Origin of the sequence: Salinimicrobium sp. TIG7-5_MAKvit (genome assembly GCF_049569215.1) — a bacterium.
GTDB lineage: Bacteria > Bacteroidota > Bacteroidia > Flavobacteriales > Flavobacteriaceae > Salinimicrobium > Salinimicrobium profundisediminis.
The window spans coordinates 1,772,955-1,794,329 of sequence record NZ_CP145903.1; the positions used below are offsets into that span (position 1 = coordinate 1,772,955).

General features: G+C 43.0%; 22 protein-coding genes. 10 read left to right on the forward strand and 12 right to left on the reverse strand.

Going from position 1 to position 21,375, the window contains the following annotated elements; all coding sequences use genetic code 11:
- Positions 1-5: 5 nt before the first annotated feature.
- Both V5739_RS07920 and V5739_RS07925 read left to right on the forward strand, forming a co-directional pair.
- Positions 6-788, forward strand: a complete 783-nt coding sequence (locus V5739_RS07920; protein WP_423820333.1) for a DUF4292 domain-containing protein — start codon at positions 6-8, stop codon at positions 786-788.
- On the forward strand, positions 785-2,008 hold the full coding sequence (locus V5739_RS07925; RefSeq protein WP_423820334.1) for a murein hydrolase activator EnvC family protein: 1,224 nt from the start codon (positions 785-787) through the stop codon (positions 2,006-2,008). Before V5739_RS07920 ends, V5739_RS07925 begins: the two co-directional genes overlap by 4 nt.
- A 156-nt stretch (positions 2,009-2,164) precedes the next feature.
- Here V5739_RS07925 and V5739_RS07930 read toward each other — a convergent pair whose 3' ends face one another.
- Positions 2,165-2,680, reverse strand: coding sequence for an acyl-CoA thioesterase (locus V5739_RS07930; RefSeq protein ID WP_423820335.1), 516 nt, complete (start codon positions 2,678-2,680; stop codon positions 2,165-2,167).
- A 500-nt stretch (positions 2,681-3,180) separates the two neighbouring features.
- The gene (locus V5739_RS07935; protein WP_423820336.1) at positions 3,181-4,110 is read right to left on the reverse strand and encodes an SPOR domain-containing protein; all 930 of its coding nucleotides are present in this window, start codon (positions 4,108-4,110) and stop codon (positions 3,181-3,183) included.
- Between the two features lie 95 nt (positions 4,111-4,205).
- On the opposite strand from V5739_RS07935, the gene dprA reads away from it, so the two are divergent.
- Complete coding sequence (gene dprA, locus V5739_RS07940) at positions 4,206-5,306, forward strand: DNA-processing protein DprA (RefSeq protein ID WP_423820337.1); 1,101 nt, start codon at positions 4,206-4,208, stop codon at positions 5,304-5,306.
- On the opposite strand, the gene trpS is transcribed toward dprA, so the two are convergent.
- Complete coding sequence (gene trpS, locus V5739_RS07945) at positions 5,303-6,271, reverse strand: tryptophan--tRNA ligase (protein ID WP_423820338.1); 969 nt, start codon at positions 6,269-6,271, stop codon at positions 5,303-5,305. The two genes, dprA and trpS, sit on opposite strands and share 4 nt — an antisense overlap.
- Before the next feature lie 75 nt (positions 6,272-6,346).
- On the opposite strand from trpS, the gene V5739_RS07950 reads away from it, so the two are divergent.
- Positions 6,347-7,090: a lysophospholipid acyltransferase family protein gene (locus tag V5739_RS07950; protein ID WP_423820339.1), complete on the forward strand. Its 744-nt coding sequence runs from the start codon at positions 6,347-6,349 to the stop codon at positions 7,088-7,090.
- Here the strand turns inward: V5739_RS07950 and V5739_RS07955 are convergent.
- The 4 genes from V5739_RS07955 to recA form a co-directional block, all read right to left on the reverse strand.
- Positions 7,087-8,385, reverse strand: a complete 1,299-nt coding sequence (locus tag V5739_RS07955) for a hypothetical protein (protein ID WP_423820340.1) — start codon at positions 8,383-8,385, stop codon at positions 7,087-7,089. The two genes, V5739_RS07950 and V5739_RS07955, sit on opposite strands and share 4 nt — an antisense overlap.
- The gene (locus V5739_RS07960; protein WP_266070121.1) at positions 8,385-8,927 is read right to left on the reverse strand and encodes an RNA polymerase sigma factor; all 543 of its coding nucleotides are present in this window, start codon (positions 8,925-8,927) and stop codon (positions 8,385-8,387) included. Before V5739_RS07960 ends, V5739_RS07955 begins: the two co-directional genes overlap by 1 nt.
- A gap of 10 nt (positions 8,928-8,937) precedes the next feature.
- Positions 8,938-9,240 (reverse strand): hypothetical protein, encoded by a 303-nt coding sequence (locus V5739_RS07965; RefSeq protein ID WP_423820341.1) that lies wholly within the window; start codon positions 9,238-9,240, stop codon positions 8,938-8,940.
- 105 nt (positions 9,241-9,345) lie between these two features.
- Positions 9,346-10,359 (reverse strand): recombinase RecA, encoded by a 1,014-nt coding sequence (gene recA, locus V5739_RS07970; protein ID WP_266070119.1) that lies wholly within the window; start codon positions 10,357-10,359, stop codon positions 9,346-9,348.
- 362 nt (positions 10,360-10,721) lie between these two features.
- On the opposite strand from recA, the gene V5739_RS07975 reads away from it, so the two are divergent.
- The 6 genes from V5739_RS07975 to V5739_RS08000 all read left to right on the forward strand — a co-directional run bounded on the left by V5739_RS07975 (position 10,722) and on the right by V5739_RS08000 (position 17,353).
- A complete protein-coding gene (locus V5739_RS07975) occupies positions 10,722-11,753 on the forward strand; it encodes a rhodanese-related sulfurtransferase (protein WP_423820342.1) in 1,032 nt (343 codons plus the stop codon).
- A 119-nt stretch (positions 11,754-11,872) separates the two neighbouring features.
- Positions 11,873-13,027, forward strand: coding sequence for a regulatory iron-sulfur-containing complex subunit RicT (locus V5739_RS07980; protein ID WP_345599713.1), 1,155 nt, complete (start codon positions 11,873-11,875; stop codon positions 13,025-13,027).
- On the forward strand, positions 13,020-13,511 hold the full coding sequence (locus V5739_RS07985) for a gliding motility lipoprotein GldH (RefSeq protein WP_423820343.1): 492 nt from the start codon (positions 13,020-13,022) through the stop codon (positions 13,509-13,511). The genes V5739_RS07980 and V5739_RS07985 overlap by 8 nt, the downstream gene beginning before the upstream one ends.
- An 8-nt stretch (positions 13,512-13,519) precedes the next feature.
- The gene (locus V5739_RS07990; RefSeq protein WP_423820344.1) at positions 13,520-15,850 is read left to right on the forward strand and encodes a penicillin-binding protein 1A; all 2,331 of its coding nucleotides are present in this window, start codon (positions 13,520-13,522) and stop codon (positions 15,848-15,850) included.
- Between the two features lie 96 nt (positions 15,851-15,946).
- Positions 15,947-16,654, forward strand: coding sequence for a CoA transferase subunit A (locus V5739_RS07995; protein WP_423820345.1), 708 nt, complete (start codon positions 15,947-15,949; stop codon positions 16,652-16,654).
- A 45-nt stretch (positions 16,655-16,699) separates the two neighbouring features.
- A complete protein-coding gene (locus V5739_RS08000) occupies positions 16,700-17,353 on the forward strand; it encodes a CoA transferase subunit B (protein ID WP_423820346.1) in 654 nt (217 codons plus the stop codon).
- A gap of 110 nt (positions 17,354-17,463) precedes the next feature.
- Here the strand turns inward: V5739_RS08000 and V5739_RS08005 are convergent, their stop codons facing one another.
- The 5 genes from V5739_RS08005 to V5739_RS08025 all read right to left on the reverse strand — a co-directional run bounded on the left by V5739_RS08005 (position 17,464) and on the right by V5739_RS08025 (position 21,357).
- Positions 17,464-17,826: a DUF6616 family protein gene (locus V5739_RS08005; protein ID WP_423820347.1), complete on the reverse strand. Its 363-nt coding sequence runs from the start codon at positions 17,824-17,826 to the stop codon at positions 17,464-17,466.
- A gap of 113 nt (positions 17,827-17,939) precedes the next feature.
- Entirely contained in the window at positions 17,940-18,662 is a 723-nt protein-coding gene (locus V5739_RS08010; RefSeq protein WP_423820348.1) for a 3'-5' exonuclease, read from the reverse strand.
- Entirely contained in the window at positions 18,616-19,800 is a 1,185-nt protein-coding gene (locus tag V5739_RS08015; protein WP_423820349.1) for a serine hydrolase domain-containing protein, read from the reverse strand. Before V5739_RS08015 ends, V5739_RS08010 begins: the two co-directional genes overlap by 47 nt.
- Positions 19,797-20,273, reverse strand: a complete 477-nt coding sequence (locus V5739_RS08020) for a methylated-DNA--[protein]-cysteine S-methyltransferase (protein WP_423820350.1) — start codon at positions 20,271-20,273, stop codon at positions 19,797-19,799. The genes V5739_RS08015 and V5739_RS08020 overlap by 4 nt, the downstream gene beginning before the upstream one ends.
- Positions 20,266-21,357: a CNNM domain-containing protein gene (locus V5739_RS08025; protein WP_345599722.1), complete on the reverse strand. Its 1,092-nt coding sequence runs from the start codon at positions 21,355-21,357 to the stop codon at positions 20,266-20,268. Before V5739_RS08025 ends, V5739_RS08020 begins: the two co-directional genes overlap by 8 nt.
- Between the last annotated feature and the right edge of the window lie 18 nt (positions 21,358-21,375).

A 21,375-nucleotide genomic window follows, 5' to 3' on the forward strand; every position in this document is an offset into this window, starting at 1 on the left:
ACTGAATGACCTGTAAACAATTAATTCCCGTAGTTCTTATTTCCTTAATCCTGTTCCCATCCTGCGGCGGTGCCCGGAAAGCAAAAATGGGTACTGTAGCCCCCGAAGATGCTGCTGTAGCAGCTGTGGTTGATCAACACTACACCCGTGAAGTGGAGTTCAATACCCTACAGGGCAGGCTTAGTCTAGATTACCAGACAGAAGAGCGAAGCCAGAGTGTTACAGTGAATTTCAGGATGAAAAAGAATGATACCATCTGGATGAGCGGGCAGTTGCTGGGCATTCCGCTGGCTAAGGTCTTGATCACACCAAATTCGGTGCAGTTCTATGAAAAAATCACGAAGACTTATTTTGCTGGAGATTTCAGTTTATTGAGTGATCTGCTGGGCACACCATTAGATTATGAAAAGGTTCAGAATCTTTTATTGGGCCAAACTATTTATGACCTTAGGGAAGAAAGATATAAATTGACGGAATCTTCAAGAGGCTACCAGTTGCAACCTGAACAGGAAAATTTCCTGAAGCGAATGTTCCTTCTTGACGCCGGAAACTTTAAGGCACTGGCACAACAACTGGGGCAGGAGCAGGGCAACAGGAGCGTAACAGTCACTTACCCGGAATATCAGAAGATTGGCCGGCAGCTTTTCCCGTTACAAATCAAGATCATAGCTACAGAAGGCACCCAAAATACACGTATAGATATGACCTTTAGAAACATTGAGTTCAATGTTCCTGTTTCTTTTCCTTTTTCAATACCTTCGGGCTACGAAGAAATTAGCATAGAATGAAGATAAAGGTTCTATTACGGCATGTCTTTTTTGCAGGATTTTTATTGTCAAGCCTTCACGGCTTTTCTCAGGAAAAAAAGCGGGAAGAGCTGGAGCAACGAAGGCTGGATTTGCAGCATGAGATCAAAAGGATCAATTCTTTACGGACTTCAAACCTAAAGAAAGAAAAATCTATACTTACCGAGGTGGAAGACCTCGACCAACAAATTCGCAGTACCGAAAAGTTGATTCGGGTGACGAATCAACAGGCCAATTTACTTACACGAGAGATCAATACCAACCAAAACCGGATTGGCACCCTTCGTAAGGAACTCGAGCAGCTTAAGCAGGATTACAGTAAAATGATTCGCAAATCCTATAAGAGTAAGTCGCAACAGAGCAGAATTATGTTCCTGCTTTCTTCGGAAAACTTCCTGCAAGCCTACAAAAGGCTTCAGTACATGAAGCAATATGCCAATTACCGGCATCAGCAGGGAGAGGAGATCCAGCTGCGCACCGAAGAACTTCAAAAGCTCAACCAAAGCCTGGCAGAACAAAAGAAAACAAAGGACAAGCTAATTGTTGAAAACCGGAAGACCCGTGCGCTGCTGGAAGACAGCAAAAAAGAACAGCAGTCTCTAATTGCTGAAGTTCGTAAAAAAGAAGGTCAGTTTGCTTCTCAGCTCAAGAAGAAACAGCAGGAAATAAATGCGATAGACCGCGAGATAGAGAGAATTATCGAAGAAGCCATTGCTGCAAACAACAAGGCAGAAGGTTCTACCTCAAGAAGTGTCTTTAAGCTTACGCCCGAGGCCAAAGCTCTTGCTGCCGATTTTGAAAAGAACAAAGGGAAACTTCCGTGGCCGGTAAGAACAGGTACCGTGGTGCTTCGCTTTGGAACACAACCTCACCCTATAGTAAAGACTGCTACCATGAACAGTAATGGTGTGAGAATAGCGACAGATCCTAACTCAAAGGCCAGGGCTATTTTTGGCGGCACGGTAAGTGAAATTATTGCCGTTAAAGGATCCAGCCTCATGGTTATGGTAAGACACGGAGATTATATCACCATTTACAATCACCTTGATTCTGTTGATGTACGTAAGGGTCAGCAGGTGGTGCTTGGTCAGGACATTGGAAGTATCGCAATTAACAAGACCGACGGCAGAACTACGCTCTATTTTGTAATGTACAAGAACAACCAAAAACTTAACCCCGAAGAGTGGATCTACCAGATGTAATTTTCTGAGACCGAAAATCAATACTCTAGAATCTAGAGTCAGGACTGTTTATTTCTATGGAATGGAGCTCCGGAGGAGCGACATATTTCATGAGCTGAAGCCTGAATATAGAATAGTTGCCGGTTTTCAGCATAGATTTTATATCCGAGCCATCTTCTAGGAATTCACGAATAATGCCTTAAGTTCTGTTGCTTCAGATGGTTTCATTTTTCCGGCGAGTACAAGGCTTAGTTGTTTGCGGCGTAAGGCAGCCTCATAGCGTTTCTTTTCCAGTTCGGTTTCTGGCTCTAAAGGTGGAATGGCTACCGGTGTTCCGGTCTCATCTACAGCTACAAAGGTGTAGATGGCTTCATTCGCTTTACTGCGTTCTCCGCTCTCGCGATCTTCCACCCAAACGTCTATATAGATCTCCATTGAAGATTTAAAAGCTCTTGAAACTTTTGCTTCCACAGTTACCACACTTCCCAGAGGGACGGCCTTATTAAAAGCTACGTGGTTCACAGAGGCAGTAACCACAATTCTGCGGCTATGGCGTCTTGCGGCGATGCTGGCTGCACGATCCATCCGCGCAAGCAATTCCCCTCCAAAAAGGTTATTTAACGGGTTGGTTTCGCTTGGTAAAACGAGGTCTGTAAGAGTGGTTTTGGAATCTTCTGGAGTTCTGGCTTGCATTTTTTAAATTTTCGGCAAAGTTAACATGCTTTATTCTAAATGCCGTTAAGGAGGTATTAAAAAAGTAGAAGTAGGCAGTGATTAGCAGGCAGTCTGGTGTTCAGTGCTCGGTGCTCAGTTTAAGTACCTTCGCTTCGTTTTAGCTGAACCATCTGAATTGTCAGGATTAGTGGCTCAGTTTTTCGTTATCCATCTCAATGTCTGGCTGAACTACCTTGCAAACCCAGAATTTTTTTGGGTTTAAATTTTATATAGGATATTAATTGAACATCTATTATGTTCTGCGGGTTTTGGGTTGCAAAAAAATGGGTGAGAATCTGTGAAATTCAAAGGGAAAAAGGGGATAGCTGGTCACGTAGGAATGAACGATCAGCGATAAACATTATCCTTGGAAATTAAAGTTGGTGCCTGGAATTTGGTGCTTATAACTCAAGATATAGTAGATATCAGTCATAACCAGTATTACCTGCCTACTAAAAACTGAGAAATGCGAACTGAACTTACAGCTCTTCAACGAGTAACCACGCGCCAGGATTGTACTTTTTCACCCGGTAAAGCTCATTGGTAGCTTCCCTGCGGGTTTCATGACTACTGGAGATCACCTGGTGCAGGCCAAATCTATTTTCACCAATTTGGCGGGCTTTGAATCCCTGGGCTTTAAGTTCCTCTACAGCTTTGGCAGCATTTTCGGCTTCTCTAAAGGCTCCGGTTACTATATGATAGTTTCCGGTTTGTTTAGAGACTTTTAAAGTAACAGCAGGAAGCGGATTGTCAATTACAAAAGTGGCTTGCTGAATTTTGTTTTCCAGCTGAGAAGCGGCTTTTTGTTGTTCGGCAATATTGTGCTCATTTACCTGATCACTGTAAATATTAAGGCCGGCAGCTCCACTAAGTCCAATAGCAACAAGACCTACAGCGGCATATTTTAACCAGCGGTTAGCCCTTCTTTCAGGTGTAAATGCGACAGGTGCTTTTTCTTCAATTTCCTGTGCCTGTTGTTTGTACACTTCACGGGACACAGCATTCCTCTTAAAGTAATCAAGGCCAAATGCTTCTTTCATGAAGTTCATCTGGGCAGCAGGTTCAAATTGTAGTTTCTCTCCTTCAGTTAAAGAAAAAGAACCCACATTCTGAAAATTCACCGTCTTGTTTTTTTCAAGAACCAGCTCCAAATCCTGTACAAATTGCTCTATCTGTTCAAGGGCATTATTGTACGATACCTTTTCAGCTTCCATAATATAATTAGCCAACAGGCCATCATTCTTAATGAGCTGGCGATTAAAAGAAACTGTTTTTCTTGGAGGAAAAAATTCCCCGTTAGAAGGATGAATGCCTGCGGAATGTTGTTGCGTAATAAAAGCACCAAACCCCGGAAGAATTACACATTCATATCGGTATAGAAGATCGTGGATGTAATTTGCTATTGCCATTGAAACAAATGTAAAGATTTTTATTTTCTGAAAAAACAGGCTTTCTATATTTTATTAACAAATTTTTCTGCTACTTTTCAGGCTTTAATTTGGCTATGAAAGATTCTGATTTACAGTATGTTTTGGCTTTGCAGCACGTTCCAAATCTGGGGGATGTTTCAGCTAAAAAACTCATCCGCCACACTGGATCTGCCGAGGCTGTTTTTAAGGAAAAAAAGACCGCATTGCTCAAAATTGACGGGATAGGAAATACCAAGCTCAGCTACCTTTTTTCATCTGAAAATCTTAAAGCTGCCGAAAAAGAGCTGGAATTTATTTTACGCAACAAAGTTAAAACACTTTACTACGAGAACAGCAATTACCCCGAAAGATTAAAACACTGCCTTGACGGACCTATCCTGCTTTTTGAAAGAGGAAATATTCAACTTGGCAATAGGAAGATTCTTAGTATAGTTGGCACGCGTAAGGCAACTACCCACGGAATTTCTTTTTGTGAAAGGTTCATAGAAGAGCTCGCACCCCTTAACCCGGTGATCGTTTCAGGATTTGCTTACGGGATAGACATTGCGGCACAACGGGCAGCCATTAAACACAATCTACAAACCGTTGGCTGTCTTGCCCACGGGCTAAATCATATGTACCCGGCGGTTCATCAAAAGTATGTGGCCGGGGTAGAGAACAACGGTGGTTTTCTAACCGATTTCTGGAGTACAGATACCTTTGACCGGAATAATTTCTTGAAGAGAAACCGCATTATCGCCGGAATGAGCGAGGCTACAGTGGTCATTGAAAGCGCCGAAAAAGGAGGATCTCTGGTCACTGCCGATATTGCAAACTCTTATAGCCGGGAAGTTTTTGCAGTTCCCGGCAGGCCTACCGATCTTCAAAGCAAAGGCTGTAATATGCTTATCAAATCTCAGCAGGCCCATGTCATGACCAGTGCGGCCGATCTCGTTTATATGCTCAACTGGCACCCTCAAACCCCGGTAAAAGCGGTTCAAAAACAGCTTTTTGTAGAACTTGAAGAAGATGAGCAGGCACTCTACGGCTACTTAAAAGACAGGGGAAAAGAACAGCTTGATCTTATCGCGCTCAACTGCAGTATCCCAACTTTTAAAGCAGCTACACTTTTGCTCAATATGGAACTCAAAGGCGTGGTAAAGCCTTTGCCAGGTAAACTTTTTGAGGCGGTTTAGTAACCTAATTTTTTTCTTACCCGCATTAATACATCATCGGCTACCTTTCGGGCTTTTTCTGCACCTACAGCAAGAGCTTCTTCCACTTTGTCGGGGTTCTGCATGTAGAAATTGTACTGGGCACGTTCCTTTTCAAACCGGGTGATCAACAGGTTGTAAAGTGCCTGTTTGGCATGCCCGTATCCAAAACCTCCTGCTTCATATTTCTTCTTCATCTCGGAAGTCTCTTCTTTAGATGCTACCAGTTTGTAGATGTTGAAAACATTGTCAGATTCGGTGTCTTTTGGTTCTTCAAGGGGAGTACTGTCAGTTTGTATCGCCATGATTTGCTTCCGCAGTTGCTTATCGGGTAAAAACAGGTTGATGATATTACCTTTAGATTTGCTCATTTTTTCCCCATCGGTACCGGGTACGTACATGGTTTCTTCAGAAACGCGCGCATCGGGCATTACAAAAGTTTCTCCCATTTTTGCATGAAACCTCGAAGCCACATCCCTGGTCATTTCCAGGTGTTGTAGTTGATCTTTCCCTACTGGAACAATTTCAGCATCATACAAAAGAATATCCGCAGCCATTAAAATAGGATAATCAAATAATCCGGCATTAACATCCTCCAGTCTGTCGGCTTTATCTTTAAAAGAGTGGGCCAGGGTGAGGCGTTGGTATGGGAAAAAGCAGTTGAGGTACCAGGTAAGCTCTGTAACCTGTGGGATATCGCTCTGCCTGTAAAAAACCGTTTTATCAACATCAAGACCAAAAGCCAGCCAGGTAGCTGCGGTAGAGAGGGTATTCTCCCTTAACACCTTCGGATCTTTAATTTGGGTTAAAGTATGCAGGTTTGCTATAAATAAAAATGAATCATTCTTTGGGTCGTTGGCCATTTCCACGGCGGGAATAATGGCTCCTAAGATGTTCCCCAGGTGAGGAGTACCGGTACTCTGTACTCCGGTGAGAATTCTAGACATCGGCTTTCTGTATTTTTCTACAAAGGTATCTTTTTTAGGGAAGACGTTCAATTCAATTCATTACTTTTGGCCGTTATGCATATACTTAGGTCTTTCCTGGTTGTCTTGTGGAGAATATGGTTCTATATCCTTATGGCCATTCCCATCATTGTTTTTTTTCCGTTTTTACTGTTGTTTACCTCCAGGACGAGATTTTATCCGCAGTTCTTTATGATTGCGCGCTGGTGGGCTTACTTTATTTTATACGGAATGGGTTTCTTCCCCAAAATAAAGCGGGAACGAAAACTTGTGAAAGGAGAAAGTTATATGCTGGTGGCCAACCATACTTCAATGACCGATATAATGCTCATGCTGGTGGCGGTTAAGAATCCGTTCGTTTTCGTCGGAAAAAAAGAGCTGGTGAAAATTCCCCTTTTTGGATACTTCTATAAACGCACCTGTATTCTTGTTGACCGCCAGAATCAAAGAAGCCGAAAGGAGGTTTTTGACAGCGCACAACGCCGATTGAATAACGGCACAAGTATTTGTATCTTTCCTGAGGGTGGTGTGCCCGATGATGCCAGTGTTCTTCTCGACAACTTTAAAGATGGCGCTTTCCGCCTGGCTATAGATCACCAGATTCCCATAGTTCCTATTGTATTTTACGACAATAAAAAACGTTTTCCTTACATTTTCACTAAGGGTAGCCCGGGTAAAATGCGAGTAAAGATCAAAGAATTTATACCCACAAAAGGTCTTGAGCAGCAAAATAAAAAGGAGGTTCGGGAACAGACGAGGGAGGTGATCCTGCAGGAATTAAAATCTGGTAAACTTTCTTAAAATTTATAGCTGAAACCTGTGTACACGCCCATGAAATAAGGCTGTACATCTCCATTGGGCTGGTCAAAAGTTTTTAGCTGATACTTCAGCATTGGTTCCAGGTTGAGCTTGAATCTTTCCGAAAGATTATAATCAAGTCCCAAACCAATATTGGCACTAAAGCTCACTTCATTTAAGTTATTGGCTTTTCCGGTTGCCGTAGTGTTGCCTGTGCTAAGCGTAACTTCGTTATCTTCCAGGATTAGCGTACTTCCACCCCCAATAAGATTCACTTCAAACTTGTTCTGCCACAGGTTGATCTCAACTTCTATGGGAACTTCAATATATCCTATTTTCTGACTTAGATTACCCTGGGTGAATACCCCGGCCTGGGTACGGTTGGTGCTGCTGGTTCGGTTATTCGTAAAACTGCCGGAAACCATCTTCATATCAGAATCTTTGACTTTTACCAGGGAAGTATTTCTAACAGAATAGATCCCGGTGGCCGACTGGTATCCGGTGCCATTAGCGCTGTAACCAAGATCTACACGGCTAACGCCCGATCTCACTTTTATTCTGTCGCTAAGCTCCATTGCCAGCCTCACCCCATAAGAATAAGTGATTTCTGCCTGCCTGCTATCGTTATAACCAACCTCAAGAGGGTTCGCGGTCCCCATTTTGCCATAATAAATGGGGCTGGCATGGGTAGAGACTTCAAAGTGGCTCTTTTCCCGGGTGTTGGCTACTGCTTTTTCTTCAGGAGTTTTCACGGCATCAAAGATTGAAGGCCTTAAATCTTCAGGTTTCGAATCTTCGGAAGCTGTTTTTTCCTGCTGAAGTGGTATAGAGGCAACAGCCAGAGGGGTGTCAAAAATGGCATTTTTGGAACTTATTTCTGAAGCTGTTTCTTCAGCGGTTCTCATATTTTCTTCTGAAGCTTTCTTGTTAGCAACAGGTTTAGAATTGCGGGTTAATACTTCAGAAGGACTCGCTATAGCAGCCGTGCTTTCTTCCGAAGCAATAGGTATCACCGGAATTATTGGTGAAAGTGCCCTATTCATTGCAGGTGCTTCGGTCTCTTCACCCGCTACCGATGTAGAATTTTTTACAGGCAGGATCCAGTCTCCAATCATAAAAAAGAAGGCCATTATGGCGGCCACACCTGCATAGCGATACCAAAGCGGTATTACGCGCCGACGTTTTTGCTTTTCCTGAAGTTTGGCTTCAATATTTTTCCACACGGCACCGCTGGGCGCTGCTTCAAAATCGCGAAACTTCTCCTGATAGAGCCGGTCTATGTACTTCTTTTCTTTCATTATACAGATCGGGCGGCTGTTTTATATAGACTGCTTTCTATTTTCTCTTTCAGGATCACTCTGGCCCTTGCAAGATTCGATTTTGAGGTTCCGGTAGAAATATTTAGCATTTCAGCAATTTCTTTATGGGAGAAACCATCGAGTACATAGAGATTGAAGACCTGCCGATAACGATCTGGCAACTGCTGTATGATCTCCAGTAAGTAATCAACGGAAACTTCATCCTCTTCTACTTCAATTTCTGGATCTTTGTGAAAATCATCTCTAATGATCTCAAAGACTGTTTGTTTTCTATATTTCTGAAGGGCGGTGTTGATCACGATCCTCTTCATCCATCCTTCAAAAGAACCTTTATTTTTATACTGGGGCATGCTCTTAAAGATCATCAAAAATGCGTCCTGCAGGTTGTCTTCTGCCTGTTGATAGGTTGATGAGTACTTAAGGCAAACCGGGAACAATTTATGCGCAAACATCTTATAAAGCTGCTCCTGCGCCTTTATGTCCTGCTTTTTGCATTTTTGTATGAGTTGCTTAATGCCCAATATTTCAATATTAAGTGCTGTTGAAAAATTCCCTAGGCATAGTTGCCCACCGGTAGTTCTCCGGGGCTCTTTGTGGAGCTTCAGGAGACCTAAATATAGGAATTTCAGCCGGTTCTGCAACAAAGTGCATTACCGTCTCAATATTTTTTAGTCTTGTAAAATAAACAGGGGGGAATGGTTTTGTAAAAAAGGAAGATCGGGAATCGTGAGAGGTTCCCGGTCTTCCGGAGGAATTAGCCTTTAAAATTTCCCTCTTTAGTATGCCGTTTTCACAGTAGGTGTCGCAGTCATAGATCTGGGAATGATTGTTCATAACGGCATTGGCTGGTTGGGGTCTCTGTTTAAGAGATGCACAAATTGCCAAATGGTTGCGCCTAAAAAGAGAAAATCCCGAAAAAATTCGGGATTTTAAGAGTTTTTATGCTTTTGCCACTGTCATGGCTTCTTTTATTCTGGTTTCCAGCTCTTCCATTAGATCTGGATTATCCTTTAGCAGGGTTTTCACTGCATCCCGGCCCTGGCCCAGTTTAGTGTCTTCATAGCTAAACCACGAACCACTCTTTTTAATGATCTCGTAATCTACACCTATGTCAATAATCTCACCTATTTTAGAAACTCCTTCGCCATACATGATGTCAAACTCGGCAGTTTTAAAAGGTGGAGCTACTTTGTTTTTAACAACTTTAACTCTGGTTTTGTTCCCCTGCACTTCGCTGTTGCTATCCTTGATCTGGGTAGATCTGCGAATGTCAAGACGAATTGAGGCGTAGAACTTCAGCGCGTTACCACCGGTAGTGGTCTCTGGGTTTCCAAACATTACCCCAATCTTCTCCCTTAACTGGTTGATGAAGATCACGGTACAATGGGTCTTGCTAATAGAAGCTGTAAGCTTTCTTAGCGCCTGGGACATAAGACGGGCGTGTAATCCCATTTTTGAATCTCCCATTTCCCCTTCAATCTCGCTCTTAGGTGTTAAAGCAGCAACAGAGTCAATTACGATAATATCTATAGCTCCCGAGCGAATCAGGTTATCGGTAATTTCAAGTGCCTGCTCCCCATTGTCAGGCTGCGAAATGATCAGGTTATCAAGATCAATTCCCAGTTTTTCAGCATAAAAACGATCAAAAGCATGTTCAGCATCAATAAATGCAGCAATACCTCCTGCTTTTTGTGCTTCGGCTATGGCGTGTAAAGTAAGGGTTGTTTTTCCTGAAGACTCAGGCCCGTAAATTTCTATAACTCTTCCGCGGGGATATCCTCCAACTCCAAGGGCAAGGTCAAGCCCTAAAGACCCACTGCGTATCACATCTACATCTACTACGCTCTGGTCACTCATCTTCATTACTGTACCCTTACCATAGGTTTTATCCATCTTGTCAAGGGTGAGTTTGAGGGCTTTTAATTTAGCTTCTCTTTCTTTCTCGTTGCTCATTTAATTCGGCTTCTTTTATATGATATTGCTGCTAAAATACTATAAGTTTTTATATGTGCTAAATTTAATACGCAACCTTTTCTGCTTTTGTGCATCTATTAAATAAACCAACTATTAACATATGAAATTTTTAAAACGGAATATTATTCTAAATATTTCCGGTAGCCTGGCGGTAGTTAGTCTTAGCTGCAGCTGCCGGGTGGACGGTGGCTAACGTTATTCTTATTTTTAGTTGAAGAATTAAAAGTATTAATAACGAATTAGCCGTTCGAAAAAAATGCCCCGATATCACATCCGGGCATTTTTTCATTTAAACCCTTATCTTTGCGCAAAATTCTTTAACCTTAAATCGTTAGTATAGCATGCAACTGTACAATAAATTAAGCGCTAAAGAAAGGGAAGCACTACTTGAGGAGGCCGGGGAAGACCGGCTTACGCTCTCTTTCTATCAATATGCCAAAATTGGAAATCCGGAGCTTTTCCGGAACCATCTCTTTATCGCCTGGGATCAAATGGAAGTCCTGGGAAGAATCTATGTGGCCCATGAGGGTATTAATGCCCAACTCTCTGTTCCCGCGAAGAACTTCGGAAATTTTAAAGAATTTCTCGACGGAATTTATTTCCTGGAGAACGTTCGCCTCAACATTGCCATTGAACATGACATCAAATCTTTCCTGAAGCTGAAGGTGAAAGTTCGCGACAAGATCCTTGCCGACGGTCTTAATGATGCGACTTTTGATGTAACAAACAAAGGAGTTCACGTAGACGCCAAAGCTTTTAATGAGCTGCTCGATGACCCCAACACCATTCTTGTAGACATGCGTAACCATTACGAGAGTGAAATTGGGCATTTTAAAGGGGCTATGACGCCCGATGTGGATACTTTTAGGGATAGTCTTGATATCATTGAAAAAGATATCCAGGATCACAAAGAAGATAAAAACCTTGTGATGTACTGTACAGGTGGTATTCGCTGTGAAAAAGCAAGTGCCTATTACAAGCACAAAGGTTTTAAAAAGGTGTACCAGCTTGAAGGCGGAATTATAGAATACGCCCGGCAGGTACAAAACCTGAAACTGGAGAATAAGTTCCTGGGCAAGAACTTTGTTTTTGACCATAGAAGAGGGGAGCGTATTAGTGAAGACGTGGTTTCTAACTGCCATCAATGCGGGAAACCCTGTGATACACATGTGAACTGTGCCAATGAAGCCTGTCACCTGCTTTTCATCCAGTGTGAAGAATGTGCAGAGAAAATGAGTAGCTGCTGTTCTGCCGAATGTCAGGACATTGCGGCATTGCCCTATGAAGAGCAGAAAGCATTGAGAAAAGGTAAGGGGAACAGTAACAAGATCTTCAAAAAAGGCCGTTCTGAAGTACTTAAGTACAAGAACTGACAATTAGTTTCTCAAGAGTGCGTTCCATAAATAATGGTATATTTACCTCAATAGTTTTTAATAAGATTCAATCCGGAAAGGGGATAATTTCCTGTCTCCAGGATTTCAATATATAGATTATGGGATGTAACAGTTGCTCGACCGGCAAAGACGGTCAGCCTAAAGGATGTAAGAACAACGGTACCTGCGGGACCGATAGCTGTAATAAGCTCTCGGTGTTCGACTGGTTATCGAATATGGCCCTTCCCCAGGGAATGGAGCCTTTCAATATAGTGGAAGTTCGTTTTAAGAACGGACGGAAACACTTTTTTAAGAACTCAGATAATTTGAGCCTTAGCATTGGTGATGTGGTAGCCACCGAGGCTGCTCCCGGTCATGACGTAGGCGTGGTCGCTCTCGTGGGCGAGCTTGTGCGCGTGCAAATGAAGAAGAAAAAGGTGCGGCAAGACAGCAGTGAGGTGCTAAAGGTGTATAGAAAAGCTACACAGCGGGATATTGATATTTGGCAGGAAGCCAGGGAGCGGGAAGACAAAATGAAAGTGCGTGCCCGTGAGATCGCCATTCGGTTGAACCTTCAAATGAAGATAAGCGATATCGAGTTTCAGGGTGACGCTTCAAAAGCTACCTTTTATTATACTGCTGAAGAAAGGGTTGATTTTAGACAACTAATTAAAGAATTTGCACGCGAATTCAACACCCGGATTGAGATGAGGCAGATAGGCTTCAGGCAGGAAGCCTCACGTTTAGGCGGAATTGGTTCCTGCGGAAGGGAATTGTGCTGCTCTACCTGGCTTACCGACTTCCGAAGTGTAAATACCTCTGCAGCGAGATATCAACAACTTTCACTTAATCCGCAGAAACTGGCAGGACAATGTGGAAAACTGAAGTGCTGTCTTAATTATGAGCTTGATACCTATCTTGATGCATTAAAGGATTTTCCGAAGTCTGAAATAAAATTATACACCAAAAAAGGGACTGCAGTATGTCAAAAAATTGACATTTTTAAAGGTTTCCTGTGGTATGCTTATGAGGGTGACTGGAGCAACTGGCATACGCTTACGGTAGAACAGGCAAACAAGATCATTGCAGCAAATGCTAAAAAGGAATCTGTTAGTAGTCTTGAAGAATATGCTGTAGAACTGCAGCAGGAAGAGAAACCCGACTATCACAATGTGGTGGGGCAGGATAGCCTTACACGTTTTGATTCTAAAGGAACAGGGAAGAAAAAGCGCAAGAGCAAACGCAAAAAGAGAAAACCGAAGAAAGATGATTAAAAGATCTGTTTTTTTGCTCTTTTTGGGACTTTTAATTTTTACATCCTGTGATAAAAAACGGGTTTTTGACAGGTATGAATCCATACCCAACGGGGAATGGCAAAGAGATTCTCTCGTAGAGATACGCTTTGAAGCCCCCGATACGCTTAAGGATTATAATCTTTTTATCAACCTCAGGAATAATTCAAAATACAATTTCAACAATATCTACTTAATTACCGAGTTAAACTTCCCAAATGGAAAGGTGATAAGCGATACCCTTCAATATGAGATGGCTGCGCCGTCTGGAGAATGGCTTGGCACGGGCTTTGGTGATGTAAAGGAAAGCAAGCTTTGGTATAAGGAGAACTTCAGGTTTACCGAATCTGGTGAATACCTGGTGACTGTACAGCAGGCCATGCGCAGGCGTGACAGCATAGAAGGAATTAAAAGCCTTGAAGGAATAACAGAGGTTGGTTTTAGAATAGAAGACATAAAACAATAAATTATTAGATGGCAAAAACATCTGGAAAAGCAAAAGAAAAGGCGGCTAAGAGAAATGAATACGGCCGTTATAAGTCCTGGTTCTGGACCATTTTTGCAATAGGAATTTCAGCAATTGTTCTTTTGTTCCTGCTTGCGAGCTGGGGCGTCTTTGGAACCATGCCCACCTTTGAAGAACTGGAGAACCCCGAAACCAACCTGGCCACCGAAATTATTTCATCTGATGGGAAGTCGTTGGGTAAATACTACAACGAAAACCGTACACCGGTTAAATTCGAAGAACTGCCAGATCACCTTGTAAAGGCCCTTGTAGCTACCGAAGATGAAAGATTCTATGAGCATGCAGGAATAGATGCTAAAGGAACAATGCGTGCTGCTGTTTATCTTGGACAAAGAGGTGGGGCAAGTACGATTACCCAGCAGTTAGCCAAGCAGTTGTTTACCCAGGATGTTTCGCAAAATTTTGTGGGCAGGGTTTTACAGAAGTTCAAGGAATGGATCATTGCCACAAGGCTTGAGCGCCAGTATACCAAGGAGGAGATCATTACCATGTATTTCAATCAATATGATTTCCTTTACCAGGCTGTGGGAATAAAATCTGCCTCAAAGATCTATTTTGATAAAGATCCTATGGAGCTAAAACCGGAAGAATCTGCAGTTTTGGTTGGGATGCTGGTTAATTCATCCTATTATAATCCAATGAGAAGACCGGAACTGGTTGAGCAGAGGAGAAATACCGTCCTGGGTCAAATGGCCAAGAACGATTACATCACCGAAGAGGAGAGAGATTCCTTACAGCAGATCCCAATGGAGATCACCTTTACACCTCAGGGGCATGATGAAGGAGTAGCCACTTATTTTAGAGTTTACCTTCAGGGTTTCATGAAAGACTGGATCGAGAAAAACCCTAAACCAGATGGCACTAAATATAACATTTACCGTGATGGGTTGAAGATCTACACCAGCATTGACAGCAGGATGCAAAAATATGCCGAAGAAGCTGTTCATGCACACCTGGCAAACCTTCAGAAGGAATTTGACAAGCAAAACAAGAATAATAAAACTGCACCTTTCAGGGATATTTCAGGAGAGGAAAGAGAAAAGATCATTCGTGATGCCATGCGTCGCAGCGAGCGTTGGAGAATTCTTAAGGAACAGGGGAAATCCAATGAGGAAATAGCAGCTTCTTTTGAGAAAAAGACGCAAATGCAGGTATTTACCTGGAAGGGTAACAAGGACACTGTAATGACCCCCAAAGACTCTATTCTTTACTATAAGTCATTTTTTAACGCAGGTATGATGTCCATGACGCCGCAAACCGGAGAAGTAAAAGCATGGGTGGGAGGAATCAATTTCAAGCACTTCAAATATGACCACGTTAAACAGGGGAAAAGACAGGTAGGTTCTACCTTTAAGCCTTTCGTTTATGCTACCGCTATTGACCAGTTACATCTGTCACCTTGCGATACATTACCAAGAAGTTTGCATACGATCGAAGCAGGAAAACATAACAATCAAAACGACTGGACACCTAAGAACAGTGATGGTAAGTATAACGGGATGTTAAGCCTTAAAAGAGGTTTGGCAGAATCTGTAAACACTGTAACTGCCAGGCTCATCGACCGCACGGGGCCAAAACCTGTGATTGACCTGGTCGAAAAACTTGGAGTTGACACCCGCGAAATTCCTGAAGTACCTGCAATTGCCCTTGGGGCGGCAGAAATCAGTGTTTTCGAGATGGTTTCCGCCTACAGCACCTTTGTAAATGAAGGAGTTTACGTAAAACCTATGATCGTTAGCAGGATCGAAGATAAGAATGGAACTATCCTTTATCAACACGTTCCCGAAACCCGGGATGTACTGAGTAAAGAGGCTGCCTATGTAACGGTCAATTTGCTGGAAGGTGTAACTCAGTTTGGTTCAGGAACCCGGCTTAGAGGAGACTGGGGTGTGAATGATCCTTACTATAAAGCTATCATGACAGGTTATCCATATAATTTCTCAAATTCCGAAATTCCTATTGCAGGAAAGACCGGAACCACACAAAATCAAAGTGATGGCTGGTTCATGGGTATGGTGCCTACTCTGGCAACCGGAGTATGGGTTGGAGCCGAAGACAGGGCGGTGCATTTTGGGTCTATCAGGTATGGTCAGGGGGCCGCTATGGCTTTGCCTATCTGGGGTCTTTATATGAAAAAGGTTTATGCAGATCCACAAATTAATGTTCCAAAAGGACCTTTCCCCAGACCTGAAGTTGTAACCATTCAAACCGATTGTAGCAGCTACGGAAAAGCTGCTTCAGAGAATGAAGACAGTCTGCCCGATGAGCTGGATTTTTAAGCTGTTATAGTTTAATTGCAGAATAATTATTAATGGGTCTGAAGCGTTGCTACAGGCCCTTATTTTTTTGTATTTTTCGGAATAAAACCATCAACAATGATCAATAAAACTGTACAGAATGTTACTGAAGCACTTGAGGGGGTTCATGATGGAATGACTTTTATGCTGGGAGGATTCGGATTAAGTGGAATTCCCGAAAATGCCATTTCTGAACTTGTTCGTCTCAACCTGAAGAAGCTCACCTGTATTTCTAATAATGCCGGGGTAGACGATTTTGGTCTTGGCCTGCTGCTTCAAAAGAAACAGATCGATAAAATGATCTCTTCTTACGTGGGGGAGAATGCCGAATTTGAGCGTCAAATGTTAAGTGGAGAGCTTGAAGTAGAGCTTACGCCGCAGGGAACGCTGGCAGCCAAATGCCAGGCAGCACAGCAGGGCTTTCCTGCCATCTACACTCCTGCCGGTTACGGTACCGAAGTTGCCATGGGCAAGGAAACACGGGAATTTGACGGAAAAATGTACGTACTTGAAGAAGCTTATAAAGCGGATTTTGCTTTCGTAAAAGCATGGAAGGGAGACAGGGCCGGAAACCTCATTTTTAAAGGAACAGCAAGAAATTTTAACCCGGTAATGTGTGGTGCCGCAACAATTACGGTAGCCGAAGTGGAGGAGCTGGTAGAACCCGGAGAACTCGACCCCAACCAAATCCACATTCCCGGAATATTTGTACAAAGGATCTTCCAGGGAAAAGATTATGAGAAGCGAATTGAACAGCGAACTGTAAGAAAAAAAGGATCACTTTAAGCCCCCTTAAGGGGGTTTGGGGGCTCAAATCTTCAAATTATACAAATGTTAGATAAAAACGGAATTGCAAAAAGAATAGCACAGGAAGTAAAAGACGGCTACTACGTCAATCTCGGAATTGGTATTCCTACTTTGGTAGCCAATTTTGTGCGTGATGATATAGAGGTGGAGTTTCAAAGTGAAAACGGAATTCTGGGCATGGGACCTTTTCCTTTTGAAGGCGAAGAAGACCCCGATCTTATCAACGCCGGGAAACAAACCATCACTGCCTTACCCGGTGCCAGTTATTTTGATTCGGCTATGAGCTTTGGGATGATACGCGGTCAGCATGTAGATCTCACCATCCTGGGAGCCATGGAAGTGGCCGAGAACGGCGACATTGCCAACTGGAAGATTCCGGGGAAAATGGTGAAAGGAATGGGCGGTGCCATGGATCTTGTTGCCAGTGCCGAAAATATCATCGTGGCCATGATGCACACCAATCGTGCAGGAGAATCAAAGCTGCTGAAAAAATGTTCCCTGCCTCTCACGGGCGTAGGTTGTGTTACCAAAATTGTAACTAACCTTGCAGTGATCGAGGTGACCGGGAAAAGATTTAAGCTGCTCGAAAGAGCACCGGGAGTGAGTGTAGAGGAAATTCAGAAGGCAACTGAAGGGACTTTAATAGTCGAAGGAGAAATTCCGGAGATGAAATTATAACAAAAAACAGACCTGCAAGTTTTCAAAACCTTGCAGGTCTGTTTTTTCTGGTAAAATATACTTCATTCAGACCTACAAGGTCTAAAAAAGACCTTGCAGGTCACTTAAATTTAATCCAAAATAGAAGTCGAGTGTTTTTCAAGATTCACAAGAAAATCCATAGCTTCATTTAAAGGGATCAGCTTTCCGCGGGTGTTAACCTGACTAAAATACTTATGCCAGTGGGCTTCTTCAATTCCGTCTTCAAACTGTTCCACGGCTTCAAGGTTTGGCAGTTTCCAAATTGCAAAATACCTGTAGTCACTTCTGTAAGGGGTGTGTTCGTCATTCATGGCCCAGCCCACATTTTCAACACCGGCACCACTCATTTTATCAATGGCATCTTTCACTTTATTCATATAGGCCCGACGGTCTTCTTTAGAAAGATCCATCCAGTCTTTGGTTACATTCCATTGTTCTACGTATAAATACATAACAGGTTCGTTAGATTAAACATTCCGTAAGGGGTCTCAAAAATGGCATTTTTAAGACCCTCTACTTTAAATATACTAAAACTTTGACAGGCAGTAGGATAAATAACAGTTCCTTAAGGAATCTCCACGTGCATAATTTCATCACTTTCAAGAAGCGGCTCCTGCCTTAGCCTAAGTATTACCTGCGCAATGGCCACCACATCTCTCTCGCAATAAGAAACGATCCTGTTTAGGTCACCTTCTTCATAAAACACCTTGCATACCTGGCTGCCATCAATATCTTCTTTGGGAGAAGGTATTCCCAGCACATTACAAAGAAGTTTTAGCGAGGTGTAGTGCTTGTGATCTCCAAATTTCCATAATTCGAGGGTGTCTAAATGTGGTACTTCCCACGGCTTTTTTCCAAAGAGGTTAAGTTTGTTGGGTAGTTCAATATTGTGAATAAGCATTCTCCGGGCAATGTAAGGGAAATCGAATTCTTTCCCGTTATGGGCGCAGAGCAGGTGTTGGGGTCGGCCAAAATGCCCTTCAATAAGGCCTTTAAAGGCTGTTAACAGCTCTTTTTCCTCTCCGCAGAAGGTTGTTGTCCTAAAAGTTCTTTTCTCTCCCTGAAAAGCGAAATACCCTACCGAAATACAAACAATCTTTCCAAATTCGGCCCAGATTCCGGCCCGGTCGTAAAACTCTTCGGGAGAAAATTCTTCTTTGCGCTGGTATTGAGATTTTGCTTCCCATAACTTCTGTTTTTCTTCAGAAAGTTCGGCAAAAGTGGCATTTTCGGGAACTGTTTCAATGTCCAGGAACAGCAGGTTGCGCAGCGCTATTTTCTTGATCATGAGCTTCAAGGGTGTTTAACACCTCCTCAAGATAAAAATAAAAATCATTGGGATGTTCTTTATCTTCAGGAACTTCTCCGCCTTCGTGCCCCAATCTTACTATGATGATATTTTTCTTCGGAAGTACGATCACATACTGCCCCAGTATTCCGCGGAAGTAAAACACTTCCTGCCCTTTAAATTCCTCCAGCCAGATGCCAAGCCCGTAATGCCGGTAATCCTTCAGCTGCGGCCGAATTGATTCTGCCACATAAACCGAATCCAGCAGTTGTTTTCCGTTCCATTTTCCGAAGTCATTGTAAAGCTTTCCGAAGCGGGCAAAATCGCGGGCATTTGAAGCGATACAGCAATAGGCTTTTTCCATGCCGCTTTCTTCGCTGTCCAGCTGCCAAAGTGCGTAAGTCTCCATGCCCATTGGTTTCCAGTAGCTTTCACTCAGGTATTCAGAAACATTTTTTCCCGTTGCTTTTTCCAAAACCATAGCAAGCAGCAGCGTATTCCCGCTCAGGTATTTAAAGTCCTTTCCGGGTTCTTCTACCACTTCCAGATCCATGACGATTTGCCTGATATTGTCATCAAGATAGGCTCTAATGGTCATTGAAAAAGGATTGTAATAATCTTCATCCCAGTTTAAACCTGAAGACATTGACACAAGATGGCGCAACTTGAGCCTTTCATCAAACTGCGGAAAAAAGTCGGCTACCGGTTGATCGAGACTTTTGATGTTACCCTCAAAAATGGCTTTTCCAAGCATTGCTGCCACAAGGCTTTTTGCGACCGAAAAAGAGTTGGTGTGCGAAAGCGGCCCGTATTCTTCGGAATAGCTTTCGTACAGAATGCTGTCATTTTTGATGATCAAAAAGGCAATGGTTCCGGCGGTTTTATTCTTCTCCTGAAGTTCTTCAGAAAGATCAAATTGGTTGTAATTCTTGTGCTGTGGCCACGGTTGCGGTGCTCCGGCTTCTATTTTACGGTTGTCAAAGAATTTGTGATCATCAATGTGGGCGGTAAGATGCCCCTGCAAATAAGTAGACTGAATGCCTTTGAAGATATAATCAAAATTGAACAGGTAGATAAGGCCAACGGCAAGCGCCAGGAAAAGAAGGGTTCCAAAAATGCCTTTTTTGACACCTCTCATAGCGCAAGGCTTTGTTGTTTAACCGGCTGTTCGTGATCCAGCAACCACTTTTTTCGCCACAGTCCGCCGGCATAGCCTGTGAGCGAGCCGTCGCTGCCAATTACTCTATGGCAGGGGACCAGGATCCACAGCGGGTTCTTTCCATTTGCTGCTGCCACGGCTCTTATCGCCAACGGGTCGCCCAGTTCTTTCGCCAGCTCCATATAAGAAGCAGTCTTGCCATACGGGATATTTTGCAGGGCCTGCCATACTTTCTGCTGAAAAACCGTGCCTTCAGGATTGAGTTTCAGGTTAAATTTCTTGAGCTCTCCCGAAAAATACTGCTGAAGCTGCTCTTTCGCCTCCTGAAGAAATGGCGTAGAAACTGAAGTAGTTTCGGGTATTTCTTCGGTGAGATAAAGCTTTGAGATCCCATTGGCATCCCCTTCAAAAATGGCATTCCCGAGCGGCGTTTTTACCGAAGCTTTATTCATTGCTCTTTTCGTTGATATCGGACTGGTCCTGCTTTAAAAGTCCCAACTTCCTGGCTCTTTTTTCCCAGTTCTCGCGGGCCAGTACCTGCATATCCTGTACGTTGTCGCTCTCGTCCATAATCTCCAGCCCCATGAGGGTTTCAATAATGTCTTCCATGGTTACCAGTCCAATAGTGTTACCATAGTGATCTACCACCATGGCGAGATGTGTTCTCTCCTGTATAAAACGATTGAATAACTGCGGAATTGGCGTATCTTCAGAAGTCATGGGGATGTTCCTCTTTAAAGTGCTAAGAGGTTCGGGCCCTTTTTGATCTACCATTTCTTCAAGAATATCATCTTTTAAGACAAATCCTGTAATGTTATTCTGCCTTTTGTCATACAACGGAATACGCGAAAACTTCAAATTTCGATGCTCCCTGTGAAAATCTTCTATACTTCTGTTTTCATCTTCGGTCACGGCAACAGAGAAAGGGGTCATCACGTCTTTGGCCTTCACTTTTTTGAACAGGAGCATGTTCTTGATCACGGTGGTTTCCTGCTCTTCAAAAACCCCTTCTTCTTCGGCTACATCGGTAATTGCAATGAATTCTTCCCGGCTCATGGAAGATACGTGTGCCGATTTACCAATGAGTTTTGTAGTGAGCATCATAAGCCAGAGCACACCGCTGTACTTTAATGGGATAATAAAGGCGGTAAGAGATTTCGCAGTAAAATTCCCAAGGTTTTTCCAGTAGGTGGCGCCAATGGTTTTCGGGATTATTTCAGAAACAATTAAAATCGCAAGCGTCATTATAGCCGAAACTATTCCCACTGCGTTACCGCCGTCACCATATACTTTCTCTGCCTGCACCCCCACAAGTATTGCCCCTACGGTGTGAGCTATTGTATTGATGGTGAGAATTGCGATTAAAGGCTTGTCAACGTCCTGTTTAAGTTTGGTAAGGGTGCGGGCGTAACCTTTGCCCTCTCTCAGTTTTATTTTGAGAAATGAGGGTGTAAAGCTCAAAAAAGCTGCCTCCAGGATAGAGCACATGAAAGAAAAGAAAATGGCAAGGACCGCATATAAAATAAGTAATTCCATTCAGTTTTTTTTGGTTAA

What these genes read in the sequence shown, in the direction of transcription:
- V5739_RS07920 (WP_423820333.1), top strand. Translation starts at nt 6, where the DNA reads ATGACCTGTAAACAATTAATTCCCGTAGTTCTTATTTCCTTAATCCTG.
- V5739_RS07925 (WP_423820334.1), top strand. Translation starts at nt 785, where the DNA reads ATGAAGATAAAGGTTCTATTACGGCATGTCTTTTTTGCAGGATTTTTA.
- V5739_RS07930 (WP_423820335.1), bottom strand. Translation starts at nt 2,680, where the DNA reads ATGCAAGCCAGAACTCCAGAAGATTCCAAAACCACTCTTACAGACCTC.
- V5739_RS07935 (WP_423820336.1), bottom strand. Translation starts at nt 4,110, where the DNA reads ATGGCAATAGCAAATTACATCCACGATCTTCTATACCGATATGAATGT.
- dprA (WP_423820337.1), top strand. Translation starts at nt 4,206, where the DNA reads ATGAAAGATTCTGATTTACAGTATGTTTTGGCTTTGCAGCACGTTCCA.
- trpS (WP_423820338.1), bottom strand. Translation starts at nt 6,271, where the DNA reads ATGTCTAGAATTCTCACCGGAGTACAGAGTACCGGTACTCCTCACCTG.
- V5739_RS07950 (WP_423820339.1), top strand. Translation starts at nt 6,347, where the DNA reads ATGCATATACTTAGGTCTTTCCTGGTTGTCTTGTGGAGAATATGGTTC.
- V5739_RS07955 (WP_423820340.1), bottom strand. Translation starts at nt 8,385, where the DNA reads ATGAAAGAAAAGAAGTACATAGACCGGCTCTATCAGGAGAAGTTTCGC.
- V5739_RS07965 (WP_423820341.1), bottom strand. Translation starts at nt 9,240, where the DNA reads ATGAACAATCATTCCCAGATCTATGACTGCGACACCTACTGTGAAAAC.
- recA (WP_266070119.1), bottom strand. Translation starts at nt 10,359, where the DNA reads ATGAGCAACGAGAAAGAAAGAGAAGCTAAATTAAAAGCCCTCAAACTC.
- V5739_RS07975 (WP_423820342.1), top strand. Translation starts at nt 10,722, where the DNA reads ATGCAACTGTACAATAAATTAAGCGCTAAAGAAAGGGAAGCACTACTT.
- V5739_RS07980 (WP_345599713.1), top strand. Translation starts at nt 11,873, where the DNA reads ATGGGATGTAACAGTTGCTCGACCGGCAAAGACGGTCAGCCTAAAGGA.
- V5739_RS07985 (WP_423820343.1), top strand. Translation starts at nt 13,020, where the DNA reads ATGATTAAAAGATCTGTTTTTTTGCTCTTTTTGGGACTTTTAATTTTT.
- V5739_RS07990 (WP_423820344.1), top strand. Translation starts at nt 13,520, where the DNA reads ATGGCAAAAACATCTGGAAAAGCAAAAGAAAAGGCGGCTAAGAGAAAT.
- V5739_RS07995 (WP_423820345.1), top strand. Translation starts at nt 15,947, where the DNA reads ATGATCAATAAAACTGTACAGAATGTTACTGAAGCACTTGAGGGGGTT.
- V5739_RS08000 (WP_423820346.1), top strand. Translation starts at nt 16,700, where the DNA reads ATGTTAGATAAAAACGGAATTGCAAAAAGAATAGCACAGGAAGTAAAA.
- V5739_RS08005 (WP_423820347.1), bottom strand. Translation starts at nt 17,826, where the DNA reads ATGTATTTATACGTAGAACAATGGAATGTAACCAAAGACTGGATGGAT.
- V5739_RS08010 (WP_423820348.1), bottom strand. Translation starts at nt 18,662, where the DNA reads ATGATCAAGAAAATAGCGCTGCGCAACCTGCTGTTCCTGGACATTGAA.
- V5739_RS08015 (WP_423820349.1), bottom strand. Translation starts at nt 19,800, where the DNA reads ATGAGAGGTGTCAAAAAAGGCATTTTTGGAACCCTTCTTTTCCTGGCG.
- V5739_RS08020 (WP_423820350.1), bottom strand. Translation starts at nt 20,273, where the DNA reads ATGAATAAAGCTTCGGTAAAAACGCCGCTCGGGAATGCCATTTTTGAA.
- V5739_RS08025 (WP_345599722.1), bottom strand. Translation starts at nt 21,357, where the DNA reads ATGGAATTACTTATTTTATATGCGGTCCTTGCCATTTTCTTTTCTTTC.